Origin of the sequence: Serratia sp. H1w, from assembly GCF_000633355.1 — a bacterium.
In the GTDB taxonomy this organism is placed as follows: Bacteria; Pseudomonadota; Gammaproteobacteria; order Enterobacterales; family Enterobacteriaceae; genus Chania.
This window is the reverse complement of the sequence record NZ_AYMQ01000115.1, coordinates 1-18,508: the sequence shown is the minus strand read 5'-3', so window position 1 is coordinate 18,508 and position 18,508 is coordinate 1. Positions and strand designations below refer to the sequence as shown.

The following is an 18,508-nucleotide window of genomic DNA, read 5'->3' as shown; positions in this document are numbered from 1 at the left end:
ACGAATCGGCAGCTCCGGCTACTACGCACAAATCGGCAACTCCGGCGACGACGCACGAATTGGCAGCTCCGGCAACTACGCACGAATTGGCAGCTCCGGCAACTACGTACGAATTGGCAGCTCCGGCAACTACGCACGAATCGATGCTACTGGTAAAGACGTTGTTGTGGCGGCAGCCGGATCAGTTTCGCGCATTGTGTTGGGTGAAGGTGGCTGCGCAGCGGTTCCTTACAATGACGGAACGCGCACCCGCTTCGCTATTGCTTACGTCGGCGAGAACGGCATTAAGGCCAACACGGCTTATTCGGTGAATGAAGCTGGTGAATTCGTAGAGGTCGAGTAAAGCCATTGCAAAAGGCGAAGTAACCGCCATCCGCATCACCTACTAATAAATCTTAATCAGGAGCACCCCCATGATGTATGCCATCGCGGGCGGCACCCTCATGGGCGTCGCTCAGGAATCACTACTCGACATTATCACTCGCCGGATGCGCGTTATCGGGCGCTGGCTTAAAGCCACGCTGAACCAGAGAGGTGAGCCCTAATGAACGTTGCCCGCGCACTTCAACTGTTAGCCAGCGATGCACGTCGAGTTGGCAATAACGACCTATTCCAAGTTGCCTACAACCTTTTCTATCGGAGGGCGAAATGAACATCGAAATCACCTGCAACAGAGTAAGCAGCACCCCCGGCATCCGCTCCGGTGAAATGAAGGTAAATCTGATAGGGGCGCAGATAGAAACGCCTGACGAAGCCGCTCAGCGCGAAATGCTGGCTGTTATGGATGAATCAGTGGTGTTCGCGTATCTCGCCGAACGTGGTTACTCAGTCACTGAAGTTAAGGCGGTAGCATGAGTCAGGAGCTACTCGCTAATGATGATCTGTTCGTCTCTCACATGCAGAGCGAATTGCAACAACAGTTAATAGAGTCACAAGCGGAAAAGGAAGTTCGCTGGCACGGTGCGCAACATGAAAGCCCGTCACTCACATGGAGTGAGTTTGCAGGTAACTTCAACTAAGAGGCAGTTATGAAATTTGAAAAAGCCATGAGAAAGAAAGCCAAGCTACGGCTGGCACTTACCGGGCCGAGCGGTTCAGGCAAAACATACAGCGCCCTTCTGATTGCTAAGGGGATCGGCGGCAAGATAGCCGTTGTTGATACCGAAAAAGGTAGCGCCTCGCTCTACTCTGATATCGCAGAGTTTGACGTTTTGGAACTGGAACCACCATTTTCACCTGAACGCTTTATTGAGGCTATCCAGGCAGCCGAACAAGCCGGTTATGACACGCTGGTGATTGATAGTATTACCCACGAATGGGGCGGCGTTGGTGGCTGTCTAGAGCTTGTAGATACCATCGCCAAAAACAAATATCGCGGAAACTCCTGGTCAGCGTGGAGCGACATTAACCCGCGGCACCGCCTGTTTCTTGATTCCATTCTCCGATCGCCGATGCACATCATCGCAACGATGCGAAGCAAGACCGAAACGGCGCAAGTTGAAGAGAACGGACGCAAGAAGGTTGCCAAGCTAGGTATGAAGTCAGAGCAGCGAGACGGAGTGGAATACGAGTTCACTACCGTGCTCGACATCGTCCACGAAACGCACCACGCCAACGCCACGAAAGACCGTACCAAGCTGTTCTCCAACTCAGACCCTGAAAAACTATCCGAAGAAACCGGCAAGAAACTATTGGCGTGGCTTGAGTCTGGTGTTAACCCACTTGACGAGGCTCTAAAGCATTTCGTGGAACTTGCTCAAAACTCAACATCGATTGACGACCTTAAACCTGCATTCGAAGAGGCGTGGAAATCACTCAGAGGCAGCGAGCAGCAAGCGAAGGCAAAAGAAGTATACGACACACGAAAATCTGAATTGGAGCAAGCAGCATAATGCACAGCATCACAGTACGACTCAACAAAGCGGCCCGCGAATTCCAAGCCGGTGACAGTACCGGCTTTAACATCCGCGCCGGGGTTCAATATTACGATCGGCAGAAGAGGCAGAAGGAATGGACGAACTACAGCGCCGCTGTGTTTGCCAAACCCGGCCCGCAGGCTGATTACTATCGCAGCGTGTTAGTTGAGGGTGCAATCGTTGAAGTAAGCGGCGAAAGCATTCGAGTTGAAGTGTACGACGGGCAAAACGGCCAGACCATCACGCTTGAATTGCAGAACGCGCGGATCGGCTTTGCACATTCTGGTGTTAACCAGGGGAAGCCGCAACAAAGCTCCGGTCAGCACTCGAATCAGCAAAGCAATCAATCGGGCTGGAGCGATGAACCTCCTTTCTGAGTAGCTAAGTAACCCCCCCTCCGCGCAGGTAACCAACGATGCGACCAGACTTAATCCTGGCGCATCTTCGCAAAGACTCTCGCAATCACATCACGGCCTTTCACCGCAACCTCGGTTCAACGGGTGGTGAGGGCCGCGTATTGTCTGGAGGAGCTACTGCGGGGATGACGCTTAACTTGCACGAACCGTTTTTTGAGGGCTGGGCCAACTCAATGACCAGCTCAGCCATTTATCTCCACTACGCCGATATCTGGCCTATCAAGCAATACCTCAACGAGGAACGCTGGGGCAACGAGACTATCGGCGGCACTCGCTACACGCTACGCACTGATATCGACTCAACCGGCTTTGTTTGGCTCCGTGATAAGCCACCGCAAGCGCAAACACCCATCCCCGCGGCTAACGATGAATACCGATGCAAAGCCAGTGGAATGCTTATCACCATCGAGTCAGTGAAGCTAACCAACGGCCAGCCGGTCAACATCATTTACCAGCGCGAAGACGGCATGAGATGCGGAGAGCCTAGCTGGCCCCGCTTCAAGTCTGAATTTGTAGCGGCATAAGGATAACCCCATGAACGTACTGACTTACGAGCAACTCAAGCAGCAGCTTGAATCGAGAGAGCGCGAAGTGATGGCGCTGAATGTGAAAAATGACAAACTCATCGAAGCCATGAGGGCGATTTACACCGCTGGCTTCCTGCCTATCGAATCAAGCCACGGCGATGCCAATTATTTCTGGGACTACACCCTCTCCCCGCAAGAGCAAATTGAGCAGTGGATTACTGAGGCCAAGTCCACCGACGCCACTCTGGCTAATCAGCAAGCAATAGGCGTTGAGAAGGCAATCGAACACCTGCATTGCGCAATCAGCCCTACGCCGGATGCCATCACAATAGTTGGTGTACTGAATGATTTCGCTAAGCAACTGCGGGGAACTAGTCATGACAGTATTTGAAATGCAAGGCGTCCTGCTGGGCAAGGCCATCCCCGGCGACATTAAAGTAAACGAGTCTCTAGCGGCTTATTTAGTTCGAAAGCTGGCCGATGCCGAAGCGCGCGGAGTAGAGAAGTTCGCTGAGCAGCAAGAAAAGTTAGCTGCTGATTACAGCAAGCTATCCCCTGGCTGTTACGGGGAAAAGTCATCTGCAGAAAATGCACTGATGGCGCGAGCATTTGCTGTCGAGTTGAAGGAGGGCCGGGGATGATTCATTACCACGGCACCCCAATATGGGGCAACCGTGGTGATGTGCATCGAATAGCCGTAACCGGTGCCGGTGCATTTGTTTCCTACGCTCGCCCCGACCAGCTCCGGCAATCATTCCAGCATGCCTCAAAAGTAAGCATCGACAACGGAGCATTTTCAGCCTGGAAACGCGGCTTGAAAATTGACTGGATAGAGTTCTATCGCTGGCTTATGGCTCATTACTTTCATGAAAAACTAGAGTTTTTCGTCGTTCCCGATGTTGTAGAAGGGGGTGAAGCTGACAACGACGATCTTATCCGCAAATTGCCTTCAATGTTTCGCGACAAAGCCGCACCCGTATGGCACCTGCACGAAAGCATTGATCGCTTGATAGAGCTTTGTCGCGAATGGCCTCGGGTGTGTTTTGGTTCATCTGGCAAATATGCCGTTATTCGCACGAAAGAATGGCACCAGCGCATGGAAGAAGCCTTTGAGGCGATTTACTACCGCAATAATTTTACAACGATGATTCACGGGCTGCGCATGCTCGACGGTCGGGTGTTGGGCAATTACCCCTTAGCGTCTGCCGATTCAACAAATCTAGCCTGTAACGTTCCGAAATTTAACAACAAATACCCCGAACTTACCCGGGCAATTAAAGAGGCGGATTACGCCATGCACCTTTCTAAACAAGAACTAAAGGCCGCGATATTGGCCGGTAGATGCGCAATTTTAAAAGGGGCCATTGAAAAGGTGACCCCACCAACCCCGCATACATGGATTAACCGCTTTCACAATCTAAGCGGTGCGCCTGCGCATCAATACATGCAACAAGGTGATTTATTCATTGGGAGGCCCAGCGATGGCAACTAATAGCGAACTGAAGAGAACAGAAAAAGGTGAGCTGATAATCAGCAAGATTGATGACGCTCGCCTTGTTCCAGGAATGCCGCGTACTCGAAGCGGCAAAACGCAATTGTTTGGCGAACGCATTGTAAGCAGAGGGAAGCTTGTTCAGGACTGCGATTTCTCAATCGAGCCACCGGAAAAACACTTCTATGCGCTGGAAATTAACGGCGTGTGGATGTGGGTTAACGGTTGCGGCCACTGCAATCAAAATGGCGAAAAAATGACTTACGTGGTCTGCGAAGAGCATGACCGCTGCCAAGGTTGTGGAGTTAAACGAAAAGAGGCCGTTGCAACCCCCGATGGTGCTATGTGGGGATCATGTGACGCTAATAATGTGTGGGGTTGGACTTGCCACCCATGCCATGAGCAGAGGGAACACGAAAGGCGCCAGGCTGCATTGGCTCGCATAGTTCCAGATGATGAGTACAGCGAGAGTGATTATTGGCATGAAAGCGAAGCCAAATGCCCGTACTGCAATGCAGAGATATGTACTGATGAAAAATACGACGCTGATGAAGAAAGCATGGAGTGCGACGAGTGCGGGAACGTATTCACGCTGACGGCGGAGCATTCAGTTTCGTGGACAACAGCGCGAGTCAGTGACAGCGAGGCCCATCATGAAGAGTAATGATGAGCCAACAACTGAAACTTTCGAAGATGGCGAGGTACGCATAAAAACAGAGGGGAAAACCTATCGACGCTTGCCTGGTTGGGACTGGGAGTTGTTGATTTATCTTCGGCCTAGGCGCTGGTTGAATTATGTGACTAGCACCTCATGGAAAAAGGTATCAGGTAAAAATGTGCTTGCAAGGCTCAACAAAATTATGAGCACAGGGCAGCACACACAGGGGGAGAGAGAGTGAAGGTGACGCCAATTTCTTTTCGTGCCGCGTGTGATTTCGTCCAACAGCTACATCGGCACAACAAGCCGCCACGCGGGCATAAGTTTAGCGTAGGGCTACGCAATGATGCCGGTGAATTGGTTGGTGTAGCGATGGCCGGACGCCCCATAGCGCGGCATTTCGATGACGGCCTAACGCTGGAAGTTAACCGTACCTGCACTGATGGCACGAAAAACGCCAACAGCATGCTATACGGCGCAGTGCGTGGGGCAGGCCTGGAACGCGCCGACGCTGCAGTAAAACAAATCATCTATGCGCCAATTAGCCAGCACAGCACGAAACCTTGGGAAGCCCGTCAGCGGCTTGAGCGGCTGTATGGCGATGTGTCACGAATCGAACTATTCAGCCGCTGCGATGTGCCTGGCTGGGATCATTGGGGGAATGAATGCCCGCAAAGCAACATAGCCTTGACGCCGGAAACGTTCAGCAAAACGCTCTCCGCTCCGTCGCAAAACGTTGTAACGATGAACTACACCGCGCCATAGAAGAAAACCCCAAAACCCCATTCGATAAATTATCCCGCCCTATCATCATGAGCCATTTCGCGCAGATACAGCCGCACGGCGTTAGCCTGGCCAGGTTCCTCTACACGATCGGCATGCTGAATGGGCGGTTTACAGAGAGGTAACCCCATGTCCGAGAGCTTTTACATGACAACTCAAGAAGTTGCTGAACTTTTTGAAGTTAGCGAACAAACTGTTCTGAACTGGCGAAAGAAAAAACCCAGTTTCCCATCGCCAGCAATAAAGAGCTGCCCGAACAAATACCGCCGTTCGGATATCGTTACTTACCAGCAGACCTCATGTGAGTAAATTCGACCACCTTCCCATCACCGCACACGATAGATTCAACCCTCGCCCACCACTTCGCGTATGCCTTGCGCTGTTCGTCAAGGTAATCGCTCTTATCATAAACCTGCCAGACCCCCGGCAACTTATGGCCTAGCATTATCTCGGCTATGTGTGGCTCCGTGAGGTCTGACAGGTTCGTCCTCATTGTTCTGCGCAGGTCATGGATCGACCAGTGCGGCATCTCAATACCAAACTTACGCCTGGCAAACTGCATGACGTTATACGGCAGCGACAGGGCGACAGTTTTCCCCATCATAGTTTTCTTTCCCGTATTAACAAAAAGCCACTGAGTACCGGCATTGTGCCGTTTGCATTCTTCGATCATCTCCTCCGCAGCCGGTATGATAGGCCGCAAAAGTGGCTTGCCCGTCTTGGCACCCATCTTGTGATTCTCCGGCGGCACCGTCCATACCTTCTTTTCCATGTCAAAATCACTGATCTTGGCCAACCGAAGCTCGCCGCCACGGCAGCCAAACAGCAGACAAAGCTTGATGAATAGTTCGTTTTTCCGCGTCATCCGGCTTTCTTCCATACACCGCCAAAGCAACGCTATTTCATCGTGAGATAGCACCCGCTCGCCGGTACCGATCTCAACTCCCAGCTCTTTTGACGTGAATTCTGTTAACGGGTTATTTGTCACCAGTTGGCGGCGCATTGCCCATCGATGGGCCTGCTTGGCATTGACCAGGATCCGGTCGGCGATGCTGGGCCATTTGCTTACGAGCGGCTCGAGCAGCGATAGCCACACATGAAAATTAGCGCTCTCATGCGGCATCGCGCCGATCTTCGGAAACACATGCAATTCGAAAGATCGCTTTATCTCCCCGGCGTTTTTCTTGTTCTTCTCGCAATAGGCTTCATACCACTGCTCGATCACCTGCTGGACAGTTAGCGCCCCCACAGCCCTGATCCGCTCAGTGGCTTTTACGATTCGGGGGTTGCGGTTGTTCTCTACTTCACCGCGCAGGCGTATAGCAGCATCGCGGGCATCTTTGAGGCTCATCGCCGGGTATGTACCAACGTCAACACGTTCGGACTTCGCGCCCCATCGATAACGATACTGAAACGTGATCTTTCCTTTCAGCGACACGCGAACGGACAAGCCATCCCGATCGGTTTTGACGAGTATCTTCTCTTGTTCCTTACCAAGCGTGGAGCGCAACCAGGTATCAGAAAGAGCCATTGTGAAGCCTCATTGTGTACATATTTCACCAGGAGAGGCTTAGAGATTAAGGTTATGTACATCTGGTTGTACATATTTTTATTGCGAGGAATGTAAAATAGTCTTTTGTTGTTTACTGTAATTTGCACAAATAACGTGCAATTCGAAGCGGAAAGACTGTTTTATGGGGGTTTTTCTTGGGTATTTTGTGGGAGGTTTTCGGGGGTTTTAATACTTTATAGGAGGGGTATTATTTGGGTGCGAGATAATGGCGAAAGTTCTTCTTTTCGCAACTTCGCGGGCGAATTCACTAGGAGACATGTTTTTCACGTTTCTATGGTTAGTCCGCCCTGCTCATCATCACAACGCTCCGATCGCGGCGCCAGGCAAAGCGGTAATAAAAAGATAGTAGCCGAGTATTTTCGCTGATTTGCCAACCGGTGACAATCAATGGTTTCTTCGGCAGAGAAGATAAAAGCAGCAAGGCAATTATCAAGGGCTGGATATAACCGCACTACCCCAGCGGTAGCGCCATTACGATGGCGTCTTCGCGGCCATTGGCTACGGGGTAATAGTTACGGCGTACCGTGACTTCGTTGAAGCCAAGGTCTTCGTAGAGGGCTATCGCACCGCGATTTGAAGCACGAACTTCCAGCCATAAAGTGACCACACCGCGCGTTTCCAACTGCTCGATCACGGCAGTCAACAGCGTACGGCCAAAGCCCCGGCGCTGCCAGCTTGGATGGATGGCGATGTTAAACAACGTGGCTTCATCCAGCACAATCTGGGTGATGGCAAAACCCGCCATCTGCCCATCGGCTTCCAGTTTCAGGTTAAGGTAACGTTCGCCCTGATTGCTGGCTAATGTCGCCTCCGTCCAGGGAAAGGCGTGGCTGGCTTGTTCAATCTTGAAGGCTGTGGCCAGATCGGCCGCTGTCAGGGTAGAAATGCTGTTCATGGTGACAAATCTGCTGCCAGAGTGCACGTTTTGCACCCGCATCTTGAGAAAGCTCGGCCAGCGCCGGGCTATGTAGCTGCGCGCCGGCCACCGCAAGCGGCTCCGTAACGCCCAACCGCCAACTGTTGCACTCGGTATCCTCCGGTAGCATCGCTACCTGATCCGGTGTCAGGCCATAGGTTTGTGCCGGTGTCAGCCCGAGGCTGCGCAGCACGTCGCAAAATAGCGGGTCCTGCGGATCGGGCAATGCCTGCGCCACCACCAGCAAGCGCACGTTCGGGGGCACGCTTACTGCCACCTCCCCCTGCAACACGCCAGGGCGGCGTAATGTCCACTGCGTAATCCCCAGTTGCTGTAACAACCAGTCGCGTTTTGATGCCATGCCAATCCCCGTGTGTTGCGCGCCCTACCTGCCCTATGCCGCGCTATGCTAACAAACCCGCGCAGCCTGCGCCAACAAACCCGTCGAACATCTCGCCACAAACCTCTATAATCCACGGCTAAATCTTGAGGAGCCGAAAACTGATGTCTGCATTAACCCCCGCCAGTGAAGTCATGCTGCGCCACAGTGATGAATTTATTGAACGCCGCGTGCTGTTTGCCGGCGATGTGCAGGATACCCTGCCGGCCCAATTCGAGGCCGCGGATGTGCGTGTCCACACCCAGCAATACCATCACTGGCAGTTACTGAACCGGGCGATGGGAGAGAATGCACAGTTCGGTCTGACGGTCGCTCCTGCGTTCGTCGCCGAGTGCGATACGCTGGTGTATTACTGGCCGAAGAGCAAGCAGGAAGCGCAGTTCCAACTGTGCAATATCCTGGCCCTGCTGCCGGTTGGCGCAGAAATATTTGTCGTCGGTGAAAACCGCAGCGGCGTACGCAGCGCGGAGCAAACCCTGGAAGGTCACGCCACGCTGGCCAAAATCGACAGCGCCCGCCGCTGTGGCTTATATCATGGCCGCATCGATGCGCAGACCCAGTTTGACCTGGCTGACTGGTGGGAAAGCTATCAACTGCACGATCTGGAAGTGAAGACACTGCCGGGCGTGTTCAGCCGTGACGGTCTGGACGTTGGCAGTTCATTGCTGCTCTCCACGCTGGAAAAACACATGAAAGGCAAAGTGCTGGACGTGGGCTGTGGTGCTGGCGTGATGGCTTCGGTGCTGTCCAAGCTGTCACCGAAGATGAAGCTGACCCTCAGCGACGTTAACGCCGCCGCGGTGGAATCCAGCCGTGCAACGCTGGCTGCCAACGGTATCGAAGGGGAAGTGATCGTCAGTAACGTCTACTCCGACATTACCGGCCGCTTTGATCTGATCATCTCCAACCCACCGTTCCACGACGGCTTGGCTACCAGCCTGACCGCCGCCGAAACGCTGATCCGTGGAGCGTTAAAACACCTGCCAATCGGCGGCCAACTGCGTATCGTCGCCAACGCCTTCCTGCCTTATCCAGATATTCTGGATGCGACTTTCGGCAGCCATGAAGTATTGGCACAGAACGGCCGGTTCAAGGTCTATAAAGCTACCGTAGCCCGCCAGCCACGCGATGCGAAGAAGAAAAGATAAGTCCCTAACCCTCTCCCATAGGGAGAGGGAACTGTCCGTGCCACGCTTTAACGCCTGCAATCTACTCTCGACTAAACCTGCAAAGGCGGGTTGTCAGCGAAATAGTTAACCAGAAAGTCGATGCATACCTTCAGCCTGGCCGAACCCGATGGCCGGGTTGGGTACACCGCCCAGATATTGGCATTTTGATACCACTGCGGCAGCACATGGATCAGTTCACCCGAGTCGATATACTTTTTCACATCCCACATTGAACGCAATACGATGCCATGACCTTTCAAGGCCCAATTCAGCACCACGCCACCGCTGTTGGAAGAGAGTTGGTTATTGACATGCACCTGAGCAATATCGCTGCCATTGGTTAATGACCAAATGCCAAATGACGCGTTGCGCTCCTGAATAAACAGACACTTGTGCTTTTTTAACTCATCGATGGTGCCCGGCAGACCGAAATGTTCAATATATTCCGGCGAGGCACAGAGCACCCGCCGATTCTCAAACAGCCGCTTGGCGATATAAAAATCTTTGATGTCGTCGCCAATACGGATTTCAATATCAACATCTTCCTCAACCAGATCCACTTCCTGGTCGGACAACGTCAGTTTGATATGCAAATCAGGGTAGGCTTTGGCTAACTCTGAAATAGCCTGGGAAATATGCGACAGGCCAAAACCAAAGGAGCAACTGATATTCACCACGCCAACGATGGATTCACGCCAGGCGGCCAGTTCAGAAACAAACTGATCCATACTGCCAATAACATTCATGGCGCCAGAGAGCGCTTTTTCCCCCTCCGACGTTAATCGCATGGTGCGGTTATTACGGAAAAACAGCCGCGTATCCAACCGTTTTTCCAGGATATTAATCCGCTTGCTGATATAAGAGGGAGAGAGCCCCAACTCAGACGCCGCACGGGAAAAGTTTTCATTTCTGGCGATGGTTAAAAAAACATGCAGATCTTCGAGCAACGGCCACTGATTGATTTTACTCTCTTGCATGTTCATATTTTCACTTATGCGCAGTAAGAGTGGGACAGGTTACCTTCATCCCCTCAGGAAAGGTAGCATGACCGCCAACATTTTCTCGGGTACCTCTTCATGGGGCGCATGGCCGCATGGCAAGGCGGTTCCCTCAACGTGATTGGCCTTATCCTGCCAGGTCGCGATCACATCATACAGTTGCCCCACGGTGCCCTTTTCCCCCCATAACAGTTGTAATGGGCAGACGATCCTTTGCTCACTGTCGGCCGCATCGTCTTCGAGATCGATCGTCGCCGCCGCCCGATAGTCTTCACATACTGCCCGCAGCATTTCAGGGTCGCGATAACAACGTAAATACTCGGCGAAAATATCGGGCCCGGTTGAACCGGGGATCTTGATTTGGCCATCGATATGCCGCTGGAGAAAGAACTCAGGATCCGAGGCGATCAGTTTTTCCGGTAGCGGCGCTGGCTGTATCAGGAAGAACCACCAGAAGTAACGGGTAGCGAAGTTCTTGTCCGTTAATGCATACATGGTTGCCGTTGGGGCGATGTCGATAAACACGCAGCGCTTGACCCGTTGCGGGTAGTCTAACGCCAAACGGTGCCCCACCCTTCCGCCACGATCGTGTCCGGCGAAGCTGAAACCGTCATGGCCCAACAAATCCATCAGCAGGATGATGTCTTGCGCCATCACTTTTTTCGAATAGTTGCGATGAGCCGGATCGCTTGGCGGCTTACTACTATCACCGTAGCCGCGCAAATCGGGCATGATCACGGTAAATTCCTTCGCTAACGCAGGGGCAATCTTGCGCCAGGTTACGTGGTTTTGTGGGTGTCCATGTAATAACACCAACGGGGCACCTTGCCCACCGATTGCGACACGCATCGTGATACCATTCGATAAAGTGACGTCTTGCAGCGTGAACCCCGGAATAAAGGGCGACTCACTCAAGACCCTCATGGTGTTCTTCATTTTTTAGCCTCAGTGTCAACTAGCATTGCAGCCAAGGTTGAGCCGCGAAATGGTCGGTTTCAAAACGGCGAATGTCATTCTGGTATTGCAGCGTATAGGCAATCGCATCCAGCCCTTCCAACAGCATTTTTCTTTTTAGATCGTTGATGCTGAAAGTAAACTTTTCCTCACCACAGCCGATCCACTGTTGTTCCAGGTTAACCGTCAGGGTATTGCGCTGCGGGTCAGTGGCAATGATTTCGATCTGACGCAGGGATAATTCATCCAGCTCAATGGTCAGCACACCATTGCGCTGGCAATTATCATTAAAAATACCGGCAAAACTGCTGCCGATCAGCGCCCGAATGCCCAGCTGTTTCAGTCCCCAAACCGCATGTTCACGGCTGGAACCACAGCCAAAATTGGGCCCGACCAGCAAGAAGGTGGCGTTTTCCCAACCGGTTTGATTGAGCACAAAGTGGGGGTTTAATTGACCATCCGCCTGGAAGCGCAGATCGTAAAACACGCCTTTATCCAACCCCTGACGATCGATCCCCTTGAGGAACTGCTTTGGCATAATCACATCGGTATCGACATTCGCTGCCATCATCGGCGCCACAACGCCACTGACGAGGTTAAAAGATTCCATAATCAGTCCCCCTGCTGCATAAATTGACGGATATCGGTCAAGTGACCAGCGACAGCCGCTGCCGCCACCATGGCTGGGCTCATCAGATGCGTTCTGGCTCCCGCTCCCTGGCGGCCTGCAAAGTTCCGGTTGGTACTCGACGCACAACGATCTCCCAGGGCCAAAACATCTTCATTCATTGCCAGACACATGGAGCACCCGGATTGACGCCATTCAAAGCCAGCGTCGATAAAGATTTTAGCCAGGCCTTCCTTTTCGGCCCGCTCCCTGACCTGCGTTGAACCTGGCACAATCATTCCGCGCACATGGTCAGCGATCCTTCGGCCTTTTAGCACGCTGGCGACGGCCCGCAGATCCTCGATGCGGCCATTGGTACAGGAACCGATAAAGGCATGGGTAATGGCTATCTGCTCGAACGGTGTACCAGGTTGAAGATCCATATAGCGCAGCGCCATTGCCATTTCACGCCGCTTGGCCGGGTTGGGCTCATCGGCGGGGTCTGGTACCCGATCGGTAATATTACCCGCCTGATCGGGACTGATCCCCCAGGTGATCTTGGGCGTCAGCTCACGGCAATTGAGCAGGATCTCACTATCAAACACCGCATCCTCGTCGCTCTTCAAGGCTTTCCAATGCGCAACCGCCTGCTCCCACAAGGCTCCCTGCGGCATGCGCGGTGCACCTTGCAGATAGCTGAAGACTTTCTCATCCGGGGCCATAAACGCCCCCCTGGCCCCGGCCTCAACCGCCATATTACAGAGGGTCATGCGGCCCTCAACGCTGAGGCTGTCGATGGTTTCCCCCGCAAACTCAATGGCATAACCGGTGGCACCGTCTGCGCCGATACGTTCAATCAACGCCATAATGATATCTTTGGCCACGCTGAACGCCGGTAGCTGCCCCTGCACGGTAACCCGCAGGGTTTTGAGCTTTTTATACACCAGCGTTTGGGTCGCCAGCAGGTGTTCAATCTCTGAGGTGCCGATGCCAAATCCCAATGCGCCAAAAGCACCGTAAGTGGTGGTATGGCTATCACCCGCGGCGATCACCATGCCCGGCATCACCAACCCCTGTTCATGAGCGACAACGTGTTCAATCCCCTGGCGTTTATCCATCACGTCGAAAAGTTCGATGGCAAAGTCGCGGCTGTTGTCTCTGAAGTAGTTAACCTGCAACTCGCCACCCGGGTCGGTCATATCTGGCGTTCTTTCAGGCCGCGTCGGATTGACGTGATCGACATTCAGCAGAATGGATGCCGGTTTCCACACCTTTCGGTTTGCTTCCCGCAACCCGCTAAAAGCCTGCGGGCTGGTGTATTCATTTAATATCGACCGATCGATATACAGCAGTACGCTGCCTTTATCATCTAACTGACGTATCAGATGGGAATTAACCAGTTTGTCGTAAAGCGTTTCTTGGGCCATTGATATTCACCTTAAAACAAGTTAACGCAGGTGCCTTGGAGGGATATTTCAACCGATCATAACAAGCTCATTTTTACGACATAAGTAAAACCATCGTGCCAATTTGTAATTGATAAAAACACGGATCGTATATCATCTATTGATATGAATTTACTGGATATTTAATGACATCACGCTTTTTATTCTAAAGTGTGAAGGAACGCTGGGTATTTAATAAGAGATTGGTTTTTTAGAGGGTTGCTAATGCCGAGAACGGCATTAGCAAATACCGTATTTAACCGTTAACAAGTTCCATGCCCACCGGGGTATAACGCGCACCGGCTACCTCAGCAAGCGGGAATACCGCCTCAATCGCTGCCAGCTCCTGTGCAGTCAGCGTAATCTCCGCTGCCGCCACGTTCTCTTCCAGATAACGCCGACGCTTGGTTCCAGGAATAGGGACGATATGTTCATCCTGCGCCATCACCCAGGCCAGCGCCAACTGCGACGGAGCAACGCCTTTTTGCCTGGCCAGTTCGCTGACTTTGGCGACCAGTTCCAGGTTGCGAGCGAAGTTCTCCCCCTGAAAACGCGGGTTGTCACGGCGGAAATCATCTGCCGCCAGATCCTCGATACGCTGGATCGCCCCGGTCAGGAAACCGCGTCCTAACGGGCTATAGGCCACAAAGCCAATCCCCAAGCGTTGGCAAACCGCCAATTGCCCCTGCTCGGCATCCCTGCTCCACAGGGAGTATTCGGTCTGTAACGCAGTGATCGGATGCACCTTATGGGCTCGCTCCACGGTCGTCACGGAGGCTTCGCTCAGGCCGATATGGCGGATCTTGCCCTCGACGATCAAATCCGCCAGGGTGCCAACCACCTCTTCGATCGGCACCAAAGGATCGACACGATGCTGGTAGTAAAGATCGATGGTTTCTACGCCCAGCCGTTGCAAGCTGCCTTCTACCGAACGACGGATATAGTCCGGTTTACTGCTCACGCCCCGTGCAGTGGGATCCGCCGGATCGCGCACGATGCCGAACTTGGTGGCCAGAAACACCTGGTCGCGCTTGCCTTTGATCGCCTTGCCAACCAGCTGTTCGTTGGTGTGTGGGCCATACATATCTGCGGTGTCCAGCAGGGTCACTCCCAACTCCAACGCCCGATGCAGCGTGGCGATCGCTTCTTGCTCATCATGACCGGTGGAGTAGAAATCGCTCATCCCCATGCAACCTAAACCCAGGGCAGAGACGAGGGGGCCATTAGTGCCTAATTTGCGCTGTTGCATTGTGTTGTCCTTTAAACGTGGGTGTCGAAACAAAGTCTGGTTGTTTATGCCACAAAGATAAATAATGCAGATTGCACATCACTGTTCATAAATCACCAACAATACGGGCGGCAAGATGGATCAGGTTCAGGCTATGCGGATCTTTACCCGGATCGTGGAACTAGGCAGCTTCAGCCGCGCGGCCGAACGGTTGCAACTGCCGCGTGCCACGGTAAGCAACGTGCTCAAACGCCTGGAGCAGCGGCTTGGCGTCAGATTATTGGTGCGCACTACGCGTCAGGTTCAGGTGACCGCCGAAGGGACGCTGTACTACCAGCGTTGCCTGCACTTACTGGACGCACTGGAAGAAGCTGACACCCTGTTCAGCCACCACAAGCTGCAACCCACCGGTAAAGTACGGATCGATATGCCCCATTCGCTGGCGCGGGAAATCGTCATCCCGGCGCTGGATGAGTTCTATCAGCTTTATCCTGAGATAGAGATTGCGCTGGGAGCTAACGACACGCATGTCGATCTGCTGCGCGAAGGCGTGGACTGCGTACTGCGAGCCTGGGAAACCGAAGACGATACGCTAGTAGCCAGGCGCATTGCACAGTTTCCACAGGTTACCTGTGCCTCTCCCGGCTATTTGCGGACATTTGGCACCCCGCAGTCGTTAGATGAGCTGCAACATCATCGGGCGGTGGGCTATTTCTCGCTGGTGAGTAACCGCAACTATCCGCTGGAATTTTGCCGTGATGGCCGCCTTGAGCTGCGAGAACTCCCCGGCAAATTGAGCGTTAGCGGGGCCGATGCCTATACCAGTGCCTGTGTTGCAGGTATGGGGCTGATCCAGGCGGCACGTTATGTACTCACCCCCTGGCTACAAAGGGGGGAACTGGTGGAAGTGCTGGCCGATACGCCACCGCCGCCGATGCCAATCTATATCATGTACCCACCTGGCCGTTTCCTCGCGCCACGCGTCAGGGTATTGATTGATTGGCTGATTACGTTGTTTGAGCCACATAAAAACCGCTGATATGCCGTTTTTTCCAGCAAACGCCGCTAAACAGGTAAATAACTATTGACGTACCCTGCAAAATCTCTAGAATTCGCCTCCGTGGTAGCGTTACTTCGGTAGCGTATCTGGTGAGCGAAGGTGGCGGAATTGGTAGACGCGCTAGCTTCAGGTGTTAGTGTCCTTACGGACGTGAGGGTTCAAGTCCCTCTCTTCGCACCAAATAACCACATGATTTATATTACACAGCATCGAATGCGAAGGTGGCGGAATTGGTAGACGCGCTAGCTTCAGGTGTTAGTGTTCTTACGGACGTGAGGGTTCAAGTCCCTCTCTTCGCACCAAGCTGGTGATATAAATCGCAATCAAAGACACATCAAACTGTGCGAAGGTGGCGGAATTGGTAGACGCGCTAGCTTCAGGTGTTAGTGTTCTTACGGACGTGAGGGTTCAAGTCCCTCTCTTCGCACCACTTGATGAGTTCTCTTCCAGCTGTTCCTGCATAAAAATCCACTGTAAAACATCCACACGCTAATGCGTGATTTTGTCGTTTCAGCTAAAGCTGAAATGCAGGCTGATTGCGGCCAAGCCACCGGCCAAAGCCATACAGGAAGGGAGCAGCAGGTAATGACGCCAGCGGCTGTTAAACAGCATCACCAGCGTGGCTAGCATGGCAACCACGATCAGAGTGCGCAGTTGCATCATATCCAGGTCGATCAGCGCCAGAAATGGCATCAGAGCGCAGGGCAACAACACCCCCCAGGCGCTGGCAAGCCGATTCCCCAGGCACCAACTGATACCCCACAATCCACAAGCGGTAACCATGGCAGCTAACATGATAACCCCCACCTTTACAAGTGATAATGATAACCAATATCATATAACACTTTTTTTGGCCGCGCACTCTTTTCAATATCCGGCTGAACGCGGATGACAGGCTGCAGTAAAAATGTTAATTTCACATAAGAAAATTCCTAACATCTATAGCATATTAATAATAACTTATTAAAATTATTCAATAGGTATTTTCCAGCCTTTCTTCTTAGACCGCCCTAATTGTTAAAGAGTGATCCCCCTATGAACTCGCGTTCTTATCAGCAATTACAAACCAGCAAACAGCGTTTATCCCTGTTTCTTTTCTTGTTGATGAATGCAGCCTCTGCCATTTTTACTTTATTCGTGCCCTTTAAAGAGACCCCGGCCTATACGCTACCGTTAATCTGCATTCCGCCGCTTTGCCTGGCGGCAATGCTCTATGCGCTGTATTCCCCCCGCCACTTTGTCCAAAGGCTCAACCTGCTCGCCGTTACCCTTGGTCTGCTGTGGGCGGCGCACATCTTTAGCAAGAGCCAGCTGATCGCCAGCGATAACCACAGCTTTTTGCTGATCAGCCTGTTCAGTATTTTCTTTATCAGCGCCATCTCGCTGACGGATAACCTGCTCGCCTTCTGCCTGCACGCCGTCCCCTCGGCGTTGATTATCCTGTGGTTGGACGGTATGCATAACACCATGCGGATCCTGTTCACCACCCTGCTGCCGATCATTGCTTTCTCGGTGCATCATTTGCTGTTAAAGCGCAGCGAAATGTTTACCCAACATCTGGTCGCCAACCTGTATCACGAACGGGATAAATTCAGCGATCTGAGCATGATCGATCCGCTCACCGGCCTGTATAACCGCCGTGGGCTGGAGAGCAAACTGAATCAGTTGCAGATCCCTACCTCGGGCCAACACTTTGTATTGCTGCTCGATATCGACCACTTCAAGGCCTATAACGATCGCTACGGCCACACCCTGGGCGATCAGGCATTGGTCCAGGTGGCAGCGACCATCCGGGATGCGGTGCGCTCACGGGATATAGTGGTACGTTACGGTGGGGAAGAGTTTTTGGTTCTGCTGACCAACGTCGGTGAAGACTACGCGGCTTATTTGGCTGAAGAGGTGCGCCAATGCGTACAGGCATTAACGATCTCTCACCGTTTCCACGCGCAGGAGACAAGCAAAGTCACGTTAAGCGCCGGTATCTCTGCGCTGGACAAGCTGGATATCGACTCGGCGATCTGTGCCGCCGACGCCGCGCTGTATCGGGCCAAAAACAGCGGCCGCAACAATATCCAGCTAGCTTCCAGTCAGCTCGCCGTGTAGTGGCACTGAAGGGGCGCAGCATGTCGCGCCCCTTGTATGTTTAGAGGGCCGGATGAATACTGTCCTTGTACTGTACTCATCTGGCAACCGGGAAGCCGCGCGCCCCTGGAAGCAGTGCTCGCGCTGACTTCGTGCCGTAGAGTGGCTCCCGCCTCATTGCCCATGCCGAAGAGTATCCTGAAGCTTTCTCTCGCGAGACTGACTTCGTATTACAAGGTCGGCCAGGCAAATGTTATGACGAGGTCGGGAACCGGTTAACAGTG

Annotated in this window: 25 protein-coding genes, 3 tRNA genes and 1 pseudogene; 20 read left to right on the top strand and 9 right to left on the bottom strand. The window is 52.8% G+C overall.

The annotated features are described in order from the left end of the window. The 14 genes and pseudogenes from U869_RS0124515 to U869_RS31100 form a co-directional block, all read left to right on the top strand. A pseudogene (locus U869_RS0124515) lies at nt 1-343 on the top strand (hypothetical protein); the annotation flags it as partial. A 70-nt stretch (nt 344-413) separates the two neighbouring features. Beyond that, nucleotides 414-545, top strand: a complete 132-nt coding sequence (locus U869_RS32005; protein ID WP_115650681.1) for a protease FtsH-inhibitory lysogeny factor CIII — start codon at nt 414-416, stop codon at nt 543-545. 103 nt (nt 546-648) lie between these two features. Then, on the top strand, nt 649-855 hold the full coding sequence (locus U869_RS0124500) for a hypothetical protein (RefSeq protein ID WP_025118961.1): 207 nt from the start codon (nt 649-651) through the stop codon (nt 853-855). After that, nucleotides 852-1,019 (top strand): hypothetical protein, encoded by a 168-nt coding sequence (locus U869_RS32295; protein ID WP_157834762.1) that lies wholly within the window; start codon nt 852-854, stop codon nt 1,017-1,019. Before U869_RS0124500 ends, U869_RS32295 begins: the two co-directional genes overlap by 4 nt. A gap of 9 nt (nt 1,020-1,028) precedes the next feature. Beyond that, nucleotides 1,029-1,892 (top strand): ATP-binding protein, encoded by an 864-nt coding sequence (locus U869_RS0124490; protein ID WP_025118960.1) that lies wholly within the window; start codon nt 1,029-1,031, stop codon nt 1,890-1,892. Continuing rightward, entirely contained in the window at nt 1,889-2,293 is a 405-nt protein-coding gene (locus U869_RS0124485; RefSeq protein WP_025118959.1) for a hypothetical protein, read from the top strand. Before U869_RS0124490 ends, U869_RS0124485 begins: the two co-directional genes overlap by 4 nt. Nucleotides 2,294-2,331: 38 nt before the next feature. Then, nucleotides 2,332-2,856: a hypothetical protein gene (locus tag U869_RS30195; RefSeq protein WP_025118958.1), complete on the top strand. Its 525-nt coding sequence runs from the start codon at nt 2,332-2,334 to the stop codon at nt 2,854-2,856. Between the two features lie 10 nt (nt 2,857-2,866). Next, nucleotides 2,867-3,250, top strand: coding sequence for a hypothetical protein (locus U869_RS0124475; RefSeq protein WP_025118957.1), 384 nt, complete (start codon nt 2,867-2,869; stop codon nt 3,248-3,250). Beyond that, entirely contained in the window at nt 3,237-3,500 is a 264-nt protein-coding gene (locus U869_RS0124470) for a hypothetical protein (protein ID WP_025118956.1), read from the top strand. The genes U869_RS0124475 and U869_RS0124470 overlap by 14 nt, the downstream gene beginning before the upstream one ends. Beyond that, nucleotides 3,497-4,351 (top strand): hypothetical protein, encoded by an 855-nt coding sequence (locus tag U869_RS0124465; protein WP_025118955.1) that lies wholly within the window; start codon nt 3,497-3,499, stop codon nt 4,349-4,351. The genes U869_RS0124470 and U869_RS0124465 overlap by 4 nt, the downstream gene beginning before the upstream one ends. Further along, entirely contained in the window at nt 4,341-5,015 is a 675-nt protein-coding gene (locus tag U869_RS0124460; RefSeq protein WP_025118954.1) for a hypothetical protein, read from the top strand. Before U869_RS0124465 ends, U869_RS0124460 begins: the two co-directional genes overlap by 11 nt. Beyond that, entirely contained in the window at nt 5,005-5,250 is a 246-nt protein-coding gene (locus tag U869_RS0124455; RefSeq protein WP_025118953.1) for a hypothetical protein, read from the top strand. Before U869_RS0124460 ends, U869_RS0124455 begins: the two co-directional genes overlap by 11 nt. A gap of 2 nt (nt 5,251-5,252) precedes the next feature. Then, complete coding sequence (locus U869_RS31575; protein ID WP_369795032.1) at nt 5,253-5,774, top strand: XF1762 family protein; 522 nt, start codon at nt 5,253-5,255, stop codon at nt 5,772-5,774. Nucleotides 5,775-5,894: 120 nt separating this feature from the next. Continuing rightward, nucleotides 5,895-6,101 carry a helix-turn-helix domain-containing protein gene (locus U869_RS31100; RefSeq protein ID WP_081795962.1) on the top strand — a complete coding sequence of 69 codons (207 nt, stop codon included), beginning with the start codon at nt 5,895-5,897 and terminating at the stop codon, nt 6,099-6,101. On the opposite strand, the gene U869_RS0124440 is transcribed toward U869_RS31100, so the two are convergent. From U869_RS0124440 to U869_RS0124430, 3 genes are all read right to left on the bottom strand, one after another. Then, nucleotides 6,073-7,323 (bottom strand): site-specific integrase, encoded by a 1,251-nt coding sequence (locus U869_RS0124440; protein ID WP_025118951.1) that lies wholly within the window; start codon nt 7,321-7,323, stop codon nt 6,073-6,075. The genes U869_RS31100 and U869_RS0124440 overlap by 29 nt on opposite strands. A 493-nt stretch (nt 7,324-7,816) precedes the next feature. Next, entirely contained in the window at nt 7,817-8,260 is a 444-nt protein-coding gene (rimI, locus tag U869_RS0124435; RefSeq protein ID WP_025118950.1) for a ribosomal protein S18-alanine N-acetyltransferase, read from the bottom strand. Further along, on the bottom strand, nt 8,205-8,642 hold the full coding sequence (locus U869_RS0124430; RefSeq protein ID WP_025118949.1) for a DNA polymerase III subunit psi: 438 nt from the start codon (nt 8,640-8,642) through the stop codon (nt 8,205-8,207). Before U869_RS0124430 ends, rimI begins: the two co-directional genes overlap by 56 nt. Before the next feature lie 143 nt (nt 8,643-8,785). Between U869_RS0124430 and rsmC the strand changes: the two genes are divergently transcribed. Then, the gene (rsmC, locus tag U869_RS0124425) at nt 8,786-9,829 is read left to right on the top strand and encodes a 16S rRNA (guanine(1207)-N(2))-methyltransferase RsmC (RefSeq protein WP_025118948.1); all 1,044 of its coding nucleotides are present in this window, start codon (nt 8,786-8,788) and stop codon (nt 9,827-9,829) included. 71 nt (nt 9,830-9,900) lie between these two features. Here the strand turns inward: rsmC and U869_RS0124420 are convergent, their stop codons facing one another. From U869_RS0124420 to U869_RS0124400, 5 genes are all read right to left on the bottom strand, one after another. Further along, a complete protein-coding gene (locus U869_RS0124420; protein WP_025118947.1) occupies nt 9,901-10,833 on the bottom strand; it encodes a LysR substrate-binding domain-containing protein in 933 nt (310 codons plus the stop codon). Between the two features lie 39 nt (nt 10,834-10,872). After that, nucleotides 10,873-11,784 carry an alpha/beta fold hydrolase gene (locus U869_RS0124415; RefSeq protein ID WP_025118946.1) on the bottom strand — a complete coding sequence of 304 codons (912 nt, stop codon included), beginning with the start codon at nt 11,782-11,784 and terminating at the stop codon, nt 10,873-10,875. Nucleotides 11,785-11,803: 19 nt separating this feature from the next. Then, entirely contained in the window at nt 11,804-12,412 is a 609-nt protein-coding gene (gene leuD / locus U869_RS0124410; RefSeq protein WP_025118945.1) for a 3-isopropylmalate dehydratase small subunit, read from the bottom strand. Between the two features lie 2 nt (nt 12,413-12,414). Then, nucleotides 12,415-13,836 (bottom strand): 3-isopropylmalate dehydratase large subunit, encoded by a 1,422-nt coding sequence (gene leuC / locus U869_RS0124405; RefSeq protein WP_025118944.1) that lies wholly within the window; start codon nt 13,834-13,836, stop codon nt 12,415-12,417. 274 nt (nt 13,837-14,110) lie between these two features. After that, nucleotides 14,111-15,103, bottom strand: coding sequence for an aldo/keto reductase (locus U869_RS0124400; RefSeq protein ID WP_025118943.1), 993 nt, complete (start codon nt 15,101-15,103; stop codon nt 14,111-14,113). Between the two features lie 115 nt (nt 15,104-15,218). Between U869_RS0124400 and U869_RS0124395 the strand changes: the two genes are divergently transcribed. The 4 genes from U869_RS0124395 to U869_RS0124380 all read left to right on the top strand — a co-directional run bounded on the left by U869_RS0124395 (nt 15,219) and on the right by U869_RS0124380 (nt 16,572). Continuing rightward, nucleotides 15,219-16,121, top strand: a complete 903-nt coding sequence (locus U869_RS0124395) for a LysR family transcriptional regulator (RefSeq protein WP_029987196.1) — start codon at nt 15,219-15,221, stop codon at nt 16,119-16,121. 114 nt (nt 16,122-16,235) lie between these two features. Next, nucleotides 16,236-16,322: transfer RNA gene (locus U869_RS0124390), tRNA-Leu, on the top strand. A gap of 35 nt (nt 16,323-16,357) precedes the next feature. Beyond that, a tRNA-Leu gene (locus U869_RS0124385) sits at nt 16,358-16,444 on the top strand. A gap of 41 nt (nt 16,445-16,485) precedes the next feature. After that, a tRNA-Leu gene (locus tag U869_RS0124380) sits at nt 16,486-16,572 on the top strand. A gap of 80 nt (nt 16,573-16,652) precedes the next feature. On the opposite strand, the gene U869_RS0124375 is transcribed toward U869_RS0124380, so the two are convergent. Continuing rightward, nucleotides 16,653-16,937, bottom strand: coding sequence for a DUF1435 domain-containing protein (locus U869_RS0124375; RefSeq protein WP_025118942.1), 285 nt, complete (start codon nt 16,935-16,937; stop codon nt 16,653-16,655). Between the two features lie 240 nt (nt 16,938-17,177). Between U869_RS0124375 and U869_RS0124370 the strand changes: the two genes are divergently transcribed. Then, nucleotides 17,178-18,245: a GGDEF domain-containing protein gene (locus U869_RS0124370; protein WP_025118941.1), complete on the top strand. Its 1,068-nt coding sequence runs from the start codon at nt 17,178-17,180 to the stop codon at nt 18,243-18,245. Nucleotides 18,246-18,508: the final 263 nt, after the last annotated feature.